Source organism: Mycobacterium triplex, from assembly GCF_000689255.1.
GTDB lineage: Bacteria > Actinomycetota > Actinomycetes > Mycobacteriales > Mycobacteriaceae > Mycobacterium > Mycobacterium triplex.
In genome coordinates this window covers 5,035,298-5,049,066 of record NZ_HG964446.1, presented here as the reverse complement: position 1 = coordinate 5,049,066, position 13,769 = coordinate 5,035,298, and the positions used below count along the sequence as shown (strand labels likewise).

12 protein-coding genes are annotated in these 13,769 nt (G+C 63.1%); 10 read left to right on the top strand and 2 right to left on the bottom strand.

Translation table 11 applies throughout. The features are described 5' to 3' along the window. Positions 1-80: 80 nt before the first annotated feature. Positions 81-842, bottom strand: coding sequence for a hypothetical protein (locus tag BN973_RS23290; RefSeq protein ID WP_036471064.1), 762 nt, complete (start codon positions 840-842; stop codon positions 81-83). Between the two features lie 122 nt (positions 843-964). On the opposite strand from BN973_RS23290, the gene BN973_RS23285 reads away from it, so the two are divergent. From BN973_RS23285 to BN973_RS23260, 6 genes are read left to right on the top strand one after another with little or no spacing between them, the layout of a single operon-like run. Further along, the gene (locus BN973_RS23285) at positions 965-1,369 is read left to right on the top strand and encodes an SCP2 sterol-binding domain-containing protein (protein ID WP_036471063.1); all 405 of its coding nucleotides are present in this window, start codon (positions 965-967) and stop codon (positions 1,367-1,369) included. Positions 1,370-1,373: 4 nt separating this feature from the next. Beyond that, complete coding sequence (locus BN973_RS23280; RefSeq protein WP_084163520.1) at positions 1,374-2,912, top strand: acyl-CoA synthetase; 1,539 nt, start codon at positions 1,374-1,376, stop codon at positions 2,910-2,912. Beyond that, complete coding sequence (locus BN973_RS23275; protein WP_036471062.1) at positions 2,909-4,174, top strand: cytochrome P450; 1,266 nt, start codon at positions 2,909-2,911, stop codon at positions 4,172-4,174. The genes BN973_RS23280 and BN973_RS23275 overlap by 4 nt, the downstream gene beginning before the upstream one ends. 7 nt (positions 4,175-4,181) lie before the next feature. After that, positions 4,182-4,973 carry a coniferyl-alcohol dehydrogenase gene (locus BN973_RS23270; RefSeq protein WP_036471061.1) on the top strand — a complete coding sequence of 264 codons (792 nt, stop codon included), beginning with the start codon at positions 4,182-4,184 and terminating at the stop codon, positions 4,971-4,973. 17 nt (positions 4,974-4,990) lie between these two features. Continuing rightward, entirely contained in the window at positions 4,991-6,376 is a 1,386-nt protein-coding gene (locus tag BN973_RS23265; protein ID WP_036471060.1) for an aldehyde dehydrogenase family protein, read from the top strand. Continuing rightward, positions 6,376-6,567 (top strand): ferredoxin, encoded by a 192-nt coding sequence (locus BN973_RS23260; RefSeq protein ID WP_036471059.1) that lies wholly within the window; start codon positions 6,376-6,378, stop codon positions 6,565-6,567. Before BN973_RS23265 ends, BN973_RS23260 begins: the two co-directional genes overlap by 1 nt. A gap of 22 nt (positions 6,568-6,589) precedes the next feature. Here the strand turns inward: BN973_RS23260 and BN973_RS23255 are convergent, their stop codons facing one another. After that, positions 6,590-8,302, bottom strand: coding sequence for a phytoene desaturase family protein (locus BN973_RS23255; protein WP_036471058.1), 1,713 nt, complete (start codon positions 8,300-8,302; stop codon positions 6,590-6,592). 320 nt (positions 8,303-8,622) lie between these two features. Here BN973_RS23255 and BN973_RS23250 point away from each other — a divergent pair, with 320 nt between their 5' ends. The 4 genes from BN973_RS23250 to BN973_RS23235 all read left to right on the top strand — a co-directional run bounded on the left by BN973_RS23250 (position 8,623) and on the right by BN973_RS23235 (position 13,361). Continuing rightward, positions 8,623-9,762 carry an epoxide hydrolase family protein gene (locus tag BN973_RS23250; protein WP_036471057.1) on the top strand — a complete coding sequence of 380 codons (1,140 nt, stop codon included), beginning with the start codon at positions 8,623-8,625 and terminating at the stop codon, positions 9,760-9,762. Between the two features lie 146 nt (positions 9,763-9,908). Beyond that, complete coding sequence (locus BN973_RS23245) at positions 9,909-11,537, top strand: pyruvate, phosphate dikinase (protein ID WP_036471056.1); 1,629 nt, start codon at positions 9,909-9,911, stop codon at positions 11,535-11,537. Further along, a complete protein-coding gene (locus BN973_RS23240; RefSeq protein ID WP_036471055.1) occupies positions 11,530-12,135 on the top strand; it encodes a hypothetical protein in 606 nt (201 codons plus the stop codon). Before BN973_RS23245 ends, BN973_RS23240 begins: the two co-directional genes overlap by 8 nt. 71 nt (positions 12,136-12,206) lie before the next feature. Next, positions 12,207-13,361: an acyl-CoA dehydrogenase family protein gene (locus BN973_RS23235; protein WP_414098257.1), complete on the top strand. Its 1,155-nt coding sequence runs from the start codon at positions 12,207-12,209 to the stop codon at positions 13,359-13,361. Positions 13,362-13,769 lie beyond the last annotated feature (408 nt).

Sequence of the window (13,769 nt, the reverse complement as noted above, 5' to 3'; positions counted from 1 at the left end):
CTGGCTGCGGCGGTAATGCGATCCCTGACGGTATAGCGAGCGGCCACAGCCGTCAAGGGACTACCAGTCCCTTAGTCGGGTCAGGCGGGTGCGGGGATTCGCTGCTGCGTGTTCAACCGCATTCGTGCGACGGCGACAGTGACGCCAACCAGCATTACGAAGGCGGCGAGGCCCGCCAGGAGGTACTGCCAGCTCGCAAACGGACCGCCGTAGTAGCCGGCCGTCACGCCCCACCACAACACGACCATCGCCGCGAAACAGCCGTAGCTGATCGGGGACTGGGCGACCGCGGACTGGCGGCGCAGCAGCAACGCGGTGGTCGCCAGTGGCAGCAAGAACAACGTGACCGCCGGTGCCCCCTGATAGAGCGGGTCGCCCCAGAAGACCCGCGTGTACTCCCAGACGATCACGAATGCCGCGGCGCCGGCGACCACCAGCGCGGTCCACTGGGCCTGGCTGCCGCGTGGTAGGTATTCGGCACGCCCGACTCGGATCGCCTGGACAAAGAAAACGAGCTCGAGAATCAACGCGCTGAGCAGGCCGAGCCAGAACAGCTTGAGGAACCAATGACCGTACACGTGAAACCAGGTGTTGAAGCGGGCGACGACACCGAGATCGTGGGCGAACCAGAGGAATGTGCACGGCAGCGGAATCGAGATCCACCCCTCCCGCCGGGTCATGACGACCGCGGTGACCATCGCGATGTTCTGCAGCACCATGGCGAGACCGAAGCCGACCAAGATAGCGATCGTGTGACGGTCGATGGCATCGAGAATTGCCTGGGCTTGATACATGTCGAGCATGGTAGCGGCCTTGTCCGGGCCGCCCGGGGCCTTGACCATAAGTCGACTTATGGTAGTGTTCCTGTGACGGGGGTCATAGGTGACCGGCAAGAATCATCCATCCCACGGCAGCGGACTCGCCTCGGAATCTAATCGAAAGTAAATTAGGGAGAGCAAGAACAATGGGGTTCAAGGACTCGGCGGAGGTCAGGAAGTACATCGGCGGCATCTTCGAAACTGCCTTCGAAGACGAAGAGATCGGTCCCAAGCTAGTCGCCACGGGGCTCGTCGTGGCGTTCGACTTCACCGATCCCGAAGCCGTCGTCGTCATCGACATGGGAAACAAGTCGGTGCGTGAGGGGCTGGACGGTGGGCCGGCGCCGACAGCGACGATGTCCATGACGGCCGACACCGGCAACGGGTACTGGCAGGGCAAGGTCAACTTGCCGTTGGCCATGGCCAAGAAGAAGATCAAAGTCGACGGGAACGTGGCCAGCCTGCTCAAGCTGGCTCCGCTCGGCAAGAAGCTCTACCCCAGCTATATCGAGCGACTCAAGAACGACGGTCGCGACGACTTGCTCGTCTGAGCCTATGTTTCCCGGCATCCATGCGGTGTCTGCGCCCGACCGGCCGGCCGTGATCATGGCCGAATCGGGCCGGGTACTGACCTACCGAGAACTCGACGACAACTCAGCGCGGCTGGCGTCGGCGCTGTATGCCATGGGGCTGCGCAAGGGCGATGTCATCGCGATGGTTTCGGACAACGCACCCGAGGCGTTCGAGATTTATTGGGCGGCATTACGTTCCGGGTTGTACATCACCGCGGTGAACTGGCATTTGGCGGCGGACGAAGCGGCCTATATCGTCCAGGACAGCGGTGCTCGCGTCGTCATAGCCTCCCACGGGGTGCGGGAATTGGCCGAACGATTGCACGACCTGATTCCTGAAGTGCGGCAGTGGTATTCGTTCGGCGGCGACGTCGTCGGCTACCGCCCCTACGCCGAGCTGCTGGCCGGAGCGCAAGCACGGCTGGCCGACCAGCCACGCGGTGCGGAGATGTTGTACTCCTCGGGCACCACCGGGCGTCCTAAGGGCATCAAGCCGCATCTGCTACCGATCCAGGTCGACCAACCCGGGGACCCACTTGTCGGGTTGCTGGCGCATGTCTTCAAGATCTCCTACGACGACGTCTATCTCTCGCCGGCGCCGATCTACCACACCGCTCCGCTCAAGTGGTGTGGCGGCATTCAGGCGCTGGGCGGCACGGTCGTGCTAATGCGGCGCTTCGACGCTGAGCAGGCATTGGCCGCTATCCAGCGGTATCGAGTGACCGTCACCCAGATGGTTCCGACGATGTTCGTCCGAATGTTGCAGCTGCCGGCGGAGATCCGCGATGCCTACGATATCTCGTCGCTGCGCATGGCGGTGCATGCCGCCGCCCCCTGTCCGCCCGATGTCAAAGACGCCATGATCGACTGGTGGCGTCCGATCCTCGTCGAATATTACGGTGCGACAGAACAACACGGCACCACCGTTATCACCACCGCGGAATGGAAAGACAAGCGTGGGTCGGTCGGCAAGGCCGCGCTCGGTGTGTTGCACATCTGCGACGATGACGGCAACGAGCTGCCGCCGGGTGCGATCGGCACGGTCTACTTCGAACGCGACGTCGCGCCCTTCGAGTATCACAACGATCCCGAAAAGACGGCTTCTTCACGGCATCCGGACCATCCGAACTGGTGCACAGTCGGGGATATTGGCTATGTCGACGAGGACGGCTACTTGTTCCTGACCGATCGCAAGGCCTTCGTGATCATCTCCGGTGGAGTGAACATCTATCCGCAGGAAGTTGAGAACGTTCTGACGCTGCACCCGTTGGTCTTCGACGTCGCGGTGATCGGCGTGCCTGACCCGGAAATGGGCGAACAGGTCAAGGCGGTCGTTCAATTGCGGCCCGGGACAACAGGGTCCGCCGAATTGGCCGACGAGATCATTGGCTACGTCCGAGACCGTATCGCGCACTACAAGGCTCCGCGCACCGTCGACTTCATCGACGAGTTACCCCGGACCGCCACCGGAAAGCTCGTCAAGAGAAGCCTCAAAGCCCGCTATTTGGAGGCAAACGCATGACAACTGAGACAACCCCGAAGATCGAACGTCCGCCCTTTGACCCGGTGGACATCTCGGCCCAGGCTTTTTGGGCGCAAAGCTTCGACGAGCGGGAGAAGGCATTCAAGATCCTTCGCGACGAACGCCCCGTCAGCTGGCACCGACCGATCGAGGGCTCCATGATGGAGCCGGAGATCGATGGTGTCTGGGTGGTCACGCGCCACGAGGATGTCTGCTATGTGAGCAAGAATCCGGAGATCTTCTGCTCGGGACAAGGCATCACGTTCGAGGCCGTTCCCGAAGAGATGCTCGATGCCACGCAGTCTTTCCTGGGCATGGACGGAGCGAAACACTCCAGCCTGCGCCGGCTGGTCAGCTCGGTGTTCACGCCTCGACAGGTCGCCAAGATCAAGGACCAGATCGAGCATCAGGCTAAATCGATCGTCGATGATCTGGTGAAGACCAAGGACGGTGACTTCGTTCAGCAGGTCGCCAAGCGCCTGCCGATGTGGACGATCTACGAGATGCTGGGGCTGCCCGAGGAAGAGCGCGATGAGGCGGCACACCTAGCCGAGGGCATGGTGGCGTGGGCCGATCCCGATGTCGCGGCCGGCCGTGAGCCCGGCGAAGTGCTGACCGATTCCCTTGTCGGACTGCTCAATATCGGCATTGGTTTGGCCGAAGCACGGCGCGAACATCCGCAGAACGACCTGATGACCTCCCTGGTGCAAGCCGAGGTCGACGGGCGGCGCCTCACCGACGACGAGCTCGGCCCGTACTTCGTCCTACTTTCGGTGGCGGGCAACGACACCACCCGAACCACCACCACCTTCACCACGATTGCCCTGCAGCAGTTCCCCGAGCAAAAGGCGCTGCTGGAGAAGGACTTTGACGGACATATCAAGGTCGCGATCGAAGAATTCGTACGCTGGACAACTCCGGTGATGACGTTCCGCCGCACCGCAACTCAGGACACCGAGCTGCACGGCCAGCACATCCGCGAGGGTGACTGGGTGACGATGGTCTACTCCTCTGCCAACCGCGACGAACGGGTGTTCACCAACCCCTACGAGTTCGATATCACCCGATCACCGAACCCCCATGTCGCGTTCGGTGGTGGCGGCCCGCACTTCTGTATGGGCGCGTTCATGGGGAAGATGCAGCTGGAATCGATCTTCCGTGAGCTGATTTTCCGGGCACCGAACCTGCGGGTCGGCGAGCCCGAGTACCTGACCGGAAACTTCATCACCGCAGTCAAATCCCTGCCCTACACCCTCGACTAGGAGAATCATGGCCGACTTCAAGGGCAAACGGTACGTCGTCACCGGTGCGGCATCAGGCATCGGCCATGCGGTCGCCGAGCGCTTGCTGGCGGCGGGTGCCGAGGTGTACTGCCTGGACCGTAATCAACCGTCCGCCAAGGTGACTGGACACGTCGAGGTCGACCTGGCGAACCCGCACAGCATCGATACGGCGGTGGAGCAACTCGACGGTGAGTTCGACGGTCTGATCAACGTCGCCGGTATCCCCGGCACCGCACCCGCCGACTTGGTCCTTGCCGTCAACAGCCTCGCGGTGCGTCACCTGACCGAGTCGTTCTTCGAACGCCTGAGGGCGGGCGGCTCGGTGACCATCGTTTCGTCGACCGCAGGGTTCGGGTGGCCGCAGCGGCTGGATGCGATCCGCGACCTGCTGACCACCGATACCTTCGAAGAGGGCGCGGCCTGGTTCAAGGCGAACCCGCAGCAAGGCAACGCGTACAACTTCTCCAAGGAAGTCACCACCGTCTACACGATGATGATGGGTTTGGCCCTGGCCGAGATGGGATTCCGCATCAACGCGGTGCTGCCCGGGCCGGTGGAGACGCCGATCTTGGTCGACTTCGAGGAGTCGATGGGTAAGGACACCCTGGACGGGTTGAAGAATCTGCTGGGGCGTCACGCCGACCCAGACGACATCGCGGACGTGGTGCTGTTTTTGGCCTCCGACGATGCGCGTTGGGTCAACGGCCAGGCGCTTGCGGTCGACGGCGGTATCAGCGGGTCGGTGGCCAGTGGCGTAGTGCCGGCCCCCGAAATCTAAGGCGTCCAGGAGAATCTGTGACTATTCATGATCTGCAGACGACCGATAGGGCCGGCGTGCTTGCCGGGCTTCGTGACGTCTTCGCTACCGGCCGGACCCGCTCCTTGGAATGGCGCCTGGAACAACTGCGCGGAATCGTGCGATTCGTGCGCGAGCGTGAGCCGGAGATCGCCGCGGCGCTGGCCGAAGACCTGGGTCGCCCTCCGGCGGAGGCCTGGCTCGGTGACATCGCGTCGACCAAGGGCGAGGCTGTCCATGCGCTCAAGCACCTGAGGAAGTGGATGCGCAGGCGGCGTACATCATTGCCGTTGGCGCAGTTGCCCGGTCGTGCCTGGGTGCAGTACGACCCGTTGGGAGTGGTGCTTGTTATCGGGCCGTGGAATTATCCGCTGTATCTGAGCCTGGCGCCGCTGGTGGCCGCCGTGGCAGCCGGCAACTGCGCGGTGATCAAGCCGTCCGAGCTGGCACCCGCCACCTCGGCGCTTCTGGCGGACTTGCTTCCGGGGTATGTCGACCCGGAGGCCGTGCGCGTCGTCGAGGGCGATGCCGCCGTCACACAAGAGTTGCTTGCCGCAGGATTCGATCACGCTCTTTTCACCGGCGGCACCGAGATCGGTAAGAAGATCATGGCCGCGGCCGCACCCACCCTGACGCCGGTGACGCTCGAGCTGGGGGGCAAGAGTCCGGTGATTGTGGCTGCCGACGCCGACATCGATGTCGCCGCGCGGCGCATCGCCTGGGTGAAGCTGATGAATTCCGGCCAAACCTGCATCGCCCCCGACTATGTGTTGGCCGATCGTCGGATCGTCGACGACTTGGTCGGCAAGATTGTGGCGAATGTCCGCGACTTTCGCTCGGTTGAGGCCGATCCCGCATTGCGAATCGTCAACCGCCGTCAGTTCGACCGACTGGTTTCGCTGATCGAGAGCACCGCGGGCAAGGTCGTTGCCGGGGGTCATTCGGACGCCACCACGTTGCGGATAGCGCCTACCGTGATCGTCGATCCGTCGCCGTCGGACCCGGTGATGGCCGAGGAGATCTTTGGCCCGCTGTTGCCCGTTCTGGCAGTCGAATCACTGGACGATGCCGTTAATTTCGTCAATAGTCGCCCGAAGCCGTTGGCGCTCTATGTCTTTGCTTCCGGCGAACTCGGCCGCGATCTCATTGACCGCATTCCGTCCGGTGGCGCCGTGATCAATCACGTTGCCATGCATTGCTTGGTGCCTCAACTTCCGTTCGGTGGCGTCGGCGCGAGCGGGATGGGCGCCTATCACGGCAAGTGGGGCTTTGAGGCGCTCAGTCATCGTCGTGCGGTGTTGTCCAAGCCGTCCAAACCCGATCCGCGCCTGGTCTATCCGCCGTACAGCCAACGGGCCCTGAGCATCATGCGGCGGATGTTCTGATGAGGGTAGGAGTCGACACCACCAAGTGTTCGGGCATCGGACTGTGCGAGGTCGCGGCGCCGTCGGTATTTGAGATCGGCGACGATGGACAATCGCGGGTAATCGATCCCGAACCGCCCGAGGACCAACGGGCAGCGGTCGAACAGGCCGTGCGCGACTGCCCGACGGGCGCGCTGTCCATTCAGGACTGACTAAGCGCAATCGCTTTCGCTATCACTCCCGGCTAAGCTCGGCCGGGAATGGGTCGTTCTGACCGCTGGTGTATGGATCGGCGTCGACCTTTTTACGTCGCGTCACCAATTCCTTGAGCACGCCGAGTCGGCCGCCCTTGTCCTCGAGGTGGAAGTGCTTGAGCATGATGCGCGCGGCGTTTTGCCCTGGCATACCGCTGATTCCGGCGACCGGGTGCGTGCCCGAGCCGGTGAGGTAGAGCCCGTCGACGGGAGTCTTGTATCCGGCGAAGCCGGCCACCGGCTTGTTCGGGCCGAACCGCGTGATGGTCGGGTCGACATGGTAGACCGAGCCGTCGATCGCCCAGAACCGCTCCTCGATATCGGGAAGCATCAGCGGTCGCACGGCCACCTGCATATCCTCGACGCCCTTGTAGTAAATCTCGGCGTCCTTGAGGATGCTGTCGGTAATGGTTTTGCGGGCGACATCCCAGCCGTCCTCCGGGAAGGACGGAGTCAGACCGGTCCAGAACCACCACAGGTCCTTGCCCGGAGGCGACATCGACGGGTCGAAGGAGTTGGTCACCTGGGCCAGACCCGGGATGGCGTCGGGCACCTTGCCGAGCACGCAGGACCGCGCCGCATCCAGCGCCTGCTGGTAGGTGTGGTAGCAGTTGCACGCTTGGCGCAGATCGATGCCGTCGCCGCGCCACTTCTCGTGCTTGGACATGTCGATGCGGCCGGACAGCGCGACATTGACCTTCGCATCGGCAATGCCGCGCTTGCGGGTCGGAATGTGGTCGGCCGCGTTCTGCTTCTTGTGCTCCAGCACGCCGCGGGGCAACAGGCGGGTCAAGGTGGTCTTCGGGCTGCACGCGGTAAGAACCGCACGGCGGGCCCGGATTTCGGCGCCGCCTCTGATCCGCACGCCGGTGCAGCGGTTGTTGGCGACGATGAGTTCCTCGACCGGGGAGTTGGTGATCACGTCGCCATGGTTGTCCTTGATGACGCCGATCAGCGCCTTGGGCAGGGACCCGGTACCACCGTGGAACATCGCCACGCCGTACTTGCTCAGCACGCCCAGGTAGATCAGCGACCACCCGGACATGTCGGCGTCGAAGGGCATGAACGGCAGACTGGTCAGCAGAGGTGCGCGGATCATGTCGTGCTCGAAGCTCTCTTCGATGGCCTCGGCCTGCGAACTCGACATCCAGCGGCCGAGGGCCGCGAGCTGCTTACGGTTCTTCAGCACCGCGCGCGCCGACTTCAGGATGTTCTTGATTTCCGGCTCGCTGACACTGGTCTGCATCATCGGCAGGCCGATCTCGACAGCGGCGTCGATTACTTCGTACAGCTCGAGCAGCGCGCGGGCGTCCTTCTTCGAGAAGTACTCCAGCTCCGCGGCGGTCTTCCGGGGGTCACGCCACAGCCCCAGGGACGCGCCGTCGGCGGAGAGTTGGAAGTGCGCGGGATCGATGACCGTCTGGCGCAGGCCGTACCTACGCGACAAGCCCAAGTCCCGGTCGATGGTGGTGGTGCGGAACAGCGAAGCCTGGATCGATGCCTCGTTGATCGTGTACTCGGGCGCTTCGGGGGCAAAAGGATTCGTGGACGTCATCCCGCCGGCTGTTGCCGCAGCCTCGACGACGAGGACGTCCAGGCCCGCCTTGGCCAGATACGCGGCCGCAACCAGCCCGTTGTGACCCGATCCGACGACAACGACGTCGGCCTCACGCGGTGGGGGAGCGTCCTTCATGACCAGTCCTTCGATTTCTGGGAGCGAGCAGCGTCTGCCCCTCGATGAATCTAACTGCGATTAAAATCATATCGGACCGGATTCGCCGTGTCGATGAAGCCTGCGATTCGAACCAGCAGCTACCACCCGTCGCGCGCCGAGCGCGAAGTGCGACGGGCTGCTGTGACCGAGGACGGCAACGCTGCGCTAATGCCGCGAACGAAAGTTCTTGACCTTGGGCGTGAGAGATCTATTCTCGTTGCAGCAAAGAAATAAAAGACTCACTTAAGCGTCGAAATACTGTGAATGATCGTTCACTCCATGGAAGGGAGTCTGTCGGCATGGTCGAGATTCGCAACTTTCGCGTCGAGATTTCCAAGGCCGACATCGACGATCTGCGTACCCGTCTGGACCGGGCCCGGTGGCCGGACGCCGAAACAGTCTCCGACTGGTCCCAGGGCATCCCCGCGGCGTATGTGCGTGAGTTGGCCGACTACTGGGCGAAGGATTACGACATGGACCGGGTGGCCGACCGGCTCAATGCATATCCGCAGTTCCACGCGTCCATCGGTGACCTTGGTATCCACTTTCTGCACGTCCGTTCGCCGCATCCCGGCGCGCGGCCGTTGGTCCTGACGCACGGTTGGCCGGGCTCGGTGGTCGAATTTCTTGACGTGATCGGTCCGCTGACCGAGCCGGAGCGCTTTGGGGGGTCAGCCGATGACGCCTTTCACGTGGTCATTCCATCGCTGCCGGGGTATGGGTTCAGTGACAAGCCACCGACTCCCGGTACCGGGATCCAGCGAATCGCCGAGACGTGGAATGAGCTGATGGTCGCCTTGGGCTACCGTCAGTATTACGCCCAGGGCGGTGATTGGGGCGCCTTCGTGACCACGGCGATGGGGGTCAAGCCGCCGGCCGGATTGCTCGGGATTCACGTCAATATGGCGCTGGCCTCCCCGGAGGCGCTGGCCGGGCTCGGTGAGCTGACCCCCGACGAGCAGGCGGTCGGGGGACTGCCGGCCTACATGGAGCAGGAGGGCGCCTACGCGGTGCAGCAGGCAACCCGGCCGCAGACGCTGGGCTATGGGCTCGCCGACTCGCCGGTGGGTCAACTTGCCTGGATCACCGAGAAGTTCTACGCGTGGACCGACTGCGATGGGCACCCGGAAAATGCCGTCGCGCGAGACGTAATTTTGGACAACGTGATGATGTACTGGCTGACCAACAGTGCCGCGTCCTCGGCGCGCTTGTACTGGGAGAGCTTTTCGATGATCAGCTCATTTGACGAGGTCGCCGTGCCCTCCGCCTACAGCCGCTTCCCGAGGGAGATCGTCAACGTCAGCGAACGATGGCTTCGCACCAGGTTCACCGACCTCCGCTACTACCACGCGGTCGCCAACGGCGGTCACTTCGCCGCCTTGGAGCAGCCGGAGATCTTCGTCGACGAGGTCCGCTCCGGCATCCGTGCGCTCAGCTAGTCAAACGACGGATCCGATCCGCTCAGCACGCGGCGGTGGTCATAAGCTTTTCGCCATGGACGTAGTTGGGTATGCGCGGGATGGCCGGACATCGCAAAGCGGCGATCAATACTGCGAAAGCACCAAGTCGGCTAGAATCTAATCTCATGTCAAAAATCTCGAGTGAAGCACACCCCCTGGTCGTCAAGTTGGACGGTGGGGCATTGCTTCCTCGTATGATCTTGGGCAACAAGGGTTATGGCATCGCGGCGATGCGCAAGCAGGGGATGCCCGTGCCGCCGGCGTTTTGCATCACCACCGAAGTCTGTGCACGGTTCTTCGCCGATCCGGGGCGCTGTCTCGACGACATCTGGGATGACGTGCGTGCCGCGATGGGATGGCTCGCGGTCGAGACATCACGCACGTTCGGGCGCGGTCCGCGGCCATTGTTGGTCAGCGTGCGCAGCGGTGCGGCGCAATCGATGCCCGGCATGATGGACACCGTGCTCGATCTGGGCATCAACGACGCGGTCGAACACGCACTCGCGGCCAGCGGGTCGGCGGAATTCGCACGCGACACCCGGGAACGTTTCACGGCGATGTACCGGCGCATCGTGTTGGGTGGGGACGAAACCGTTGAGCTGCCCGCGGATCCCTGGGCGCAGTTGCGGGGGGCGATCGAGGCGGTTTTCGCGTCGTGGAACAGTCCGCGGGCGATGAGCTATCGTGCGCACCACGCACTGGACGACGATGCCGGTACCGCAGTCATTGTGCAGGCCATGGTCTTCGGTAACTTGTCGCGGGCGTCCGGCACGGGCGTGTTGTTCTCACGCAACCCCATCACCGGAGCCAACGAACCGTTCGGCGAATGGCTGGCGAATGGCCAGGGAGAGGATGTCGTATCGGGCACTGTGGACGTCCAACCCATTGCCGCTTTGCGTACCGAGCAACCAGGCGTCTACGAGCAGCTCATGACCGCGGCGTGGTCGCTCGAGCGTGCCGGTGCCGATGTCCAGGACATCGAATTCACCGTCGAGGAAGGCAGGCTGTGGCTGCTGCAGACGCGGACGGCGAAACGGTCAGCTCAGGCCGCGGTGCGCCTGGCATTGCAGTTGCGACGTGAGGGGCTGGTTGACGATGCGGAAGCCTTGCGTAGGGTGACTCCAGCGCATATTGAAACCTTGATCGCTCCCGCATTGCAGCCGGAAACCCGGCTTGCAGCAACACTTTTGGCTAAGGGCCTGCCGGCGTGTCCCGGAGTGGTGTCCGGTAAGGCGTACGCCGACGTCGATGATGCCGTTGATGCCGCCGAAGAAGGTGAGGACGTGATCTTGGTACGCGCGGCCACGAATCCCGATGACGTGCAGGGAATGCTGGCTGCCCGGGGTATCGTCACCGAGACCGGTGGAGCGACATCGCATGCCGCAGTGGTAAGCCGGGAGATCGGCCGACCGGCCGTGGTGGGCTGCGGTGCGGGTGTGGTGGCGGCCCTTGCCGGCAAGATGATCACCGTAGACGGTTACGAAGGCGAAGTACGCGAGGGCATCCTCGAACGCACTGCCTGGTCCGAAACGGACTCACCCGACCTGGCCGAGCTCGCCGAGATTGCCCGAACTGTCAGTCCGATCCGTGCCCACGCACGTGGCGACCACCCGGCCCTTGCCGACACGTCTCCGGCCGCGGTAGCCGCCGCGCTTGCCGCTGGTCACACGGACGTCATTTCACCTCATCCACTGATCACCATGTTGATCGCGCTACGCCTGAACGAGGATAGGAAGGGACTGGCGAATGTCTGAGTTGACTGTCTTGCAGGCCGTCCGGCTCAAGGGCCGGCTGAGCGAACAGGATCTCGTCGGCACGCTGGGCGAAGACCCCACCGCGGTAGCGGCGACGCTGACCCAACTTATCGCGGCCGGTCTCCTGGTTGAGGGCAAGACGCTTCGCGTCAGCCCCGAAGGACGTGAGCGGCTCAATGCCCTACTGGCAGAGGAGCGTTCGGGTATTGACCAGAACTCTCTAGCCAAGGCGTACGACGATTTCCGGACCGTCAACAACACATTCAAAGCGCTGGTGGCCGACTGGCAGATCAAAGATGGTCAACCTAACGCGCACGATGACGCCGAGTACGACACTGCGGTGCTCAACCGCCTTGGCGACGTGCATCAACAGGTCTCGCCGATCGTCGCCGCGGTCACCGCACTGCTGCCGCGGCTGGGTGCCTACGGCGAGAAACTGAACGCGGCCCTGGTCAAGGTCAAAGCCGGCGACACAACTTGGCTGGCCAGGCCGATCATCGATTCTTACCACACGGTGTGGTTCGAACTGCATGAGGAACTCATTGCTGCCTCGGGCCTGACGCGCGAAGAGGAAGCCAGAGCCGGGCACGCGGGATAGCCACCCGAACGCCCGACTCCACGGCCAGACGTTTAATCTAGAATAAAATCTCTGGTTGAGAGGTGATGGGTGTGAACTCTGCGTTGACCGATGAAGAGACCCTGCTGGTCGAGACGGTCCGCGCCTTCATCGATCGCGACGTCAAACCGACGGTACGCGATGTCGAACACGCCAACGAGTATCCCGAAAAGTGGATCGAGCAAATGAAGCAGATCGGGATCTACGGACTGGCGATCCCCGAGGAGTACGGCGGCCTGCCGGTGTCGATGCCCTGCTATGTCTTGGTGACCCAGGAATTGGCACGCGGCTGGATGAGCCTGGCCGGTGCGATGGGTGGGCACACGGTGGTGGCCAAGCTGCTGACGCTGTTCGGGACGGATGACCAGAAAAAGGCCTATCTCCCGTCGATGGCTTCCGGCGAGCTTCGCGCGACGATGGCGCTCACCGAACCCGGTGGTGGCTCGGACCTGCAGAACCTGGCGACCACCGCGGTTGCTGACGGTCAGGATCTGGTGATTACCGGTACGAAAACGTGGATCTCCAACGCACGCCGCTCGGGACTGATTGCCCTGCTCTGCAAGACCGATCCGAAGGCGACACCGAAGCACCGTGGCATCTCTATCGTTCTGGTCGAACATGGTCCGGGACTGACGGTTTCGCGGGATCTGCCCAAACTGGGCTACAAGGGCGTGGAGAGCTGCGAGCTGTCCTTCGACGGCTACCGTGTCAACGAATCTGCGATCCTCGGCGGCGCTCGCGGGAAGGGGTTTGCGCAGATGATGAAGGGCCTGGAGACAGGCCGCATCCAGGTTGCCTCCCGTGCGCTCGGCGTGGCGACCGCCGCGCTCGAGGATGCGCTTGCCTACGCGCAGCAGCGCGAGAGCTTCGGCAAGCCGATCTGGAAACATCAAGCGGTAGGCAACTATTTGGCGGACATGGCGACGAAGCTGACCGCCGCCCGGCAACTGACCCTCTATGCCGCCGAGCGCTATGACAGCGGTGATCGCTGCGACATGGAGGCCGGCATGGCCAAGCTCTTCGCGTCGGAGGTGGCGATGGAGATCGCGCTGGATGCGGTGCGGATCCACGGCGGGTACGGCTACTCCACGGAATTCGACGTCGAGCGCTACTTTCGGGATGCGCCGTTGATGATTGTGGGCGAGGGCACCAACGAAATCCAGCGCAATGTGATCGCCGGCCAACTCGTCGCCCGTGGTGGCATCTGAGCGGCCTGTTCGCCCGGCCTGCGATATTTTGGCATGCCGTGTCTCAGAACCTCATGAATGGACGGGCCCGGTGGATATCGTTTGAGGTGGTGGTGGCCGGTTCTACCCGCCAGCTTCCTGGTGTTCTTCAAGACTGGTCCCCTCGCCTGGAACAAAATCCTGGTGTGGTGGCTGCCGGAGTGTTGCCTCCTGTCGTGACTCGTGCCGAATTTCGTCTTCTTGCTGCGTGCGATCGACGACGAAGGTGGCGGCGATTCGCAGATCGCGCGACTGGAGCGCGTAGTGGCCCCACTGCGTGCGAGGCTCGACGCGCTTGCGCCCAGTTAGGAAGTGCCGCAAGGCCGCCGCGCGGGTCTGCCACGAACCCAGAAAACGGTACTGCGGCCGGTCGCATTCATGTTAGATTTT

What these genes read in the sequence shown, in the direction of transcription:
- BN973_RS23290 (WP_036471064.1), bottom strand. Translation starts at nt 842, where the DNA reads ATGGTCAAGGCCCCGGGCGGCCCGGACAAGGCCGCTACCATGCTCGAC.
- BN973_RS23285 (WP_036471063.1), top strand. Translation starts at nt 965, where the DNA reads ATGGGGTTCAAGGACTCGGCGGAGGTCAGGAAGTACATCGGCGGCATC.
- BN973_RS23280 (WP_084163520.1), top strand. Translation starts at nt 1,374, where the DNA reads ATGTTTCCCGGCATCCATGCGGTGTCTGCGCCCGACCGGCCGGCCGTG.
- BN973_RS23275 (WP_036471062.1), top strand. Translation starts at nt 2,909, where the DNA reads ATGACAACTGAGACAACCCCGAAGATCGAACGTCCGCCCTTTGACCCG.
- BN973_RS23270 (WP_036471061.1), top strand. Translation starts at nt 4,182, where the DNA reads ATGGCCGACTTCAAGGGCAAACGGTACGTCGTCACCGGTGCGGCATCA.
- BN973_RS23260 (WP_036471059.1), top strand. Translation starts at nt 6,376, where the DNA reads ATGAGGGTAGGAGTCGACACCACCAAGTGTTCGGGCATCGGACTGTGC.
- BN973_RS23255 (WP_036471058.1), bottom strand. Translation starts at nt 8,302, where the DNA reads ATGAAGGACGCTCCCCCACCGCGTGAGGCCGACGTCGTTGTCGTCGGA.
- BN973_RS23250 (WP_036471057.1), top strand. Translation starts at nt 8,623, where the DNA reads ATGGTCGAGATTCGCAACTTTCGCGTCGAGATTTCCAAGGCCGACATC.
- BN973_RS23245 (WP_036471056.1), top strand. Translation starts at nt 9,909, where the DNA reads ATGTCAAAAATCTCGAGTGAAGCACACCCCCTGGTCGTCAAGTTGGAC.
- BN973_RS23240 (WP_036471055.1), top strand. Translation starts at nt 11,530, where the DNA reads ATGTCTGAGTTGACTGTCTTGCAGGCCGTCCGGCTCAAGGGCCGGCTG.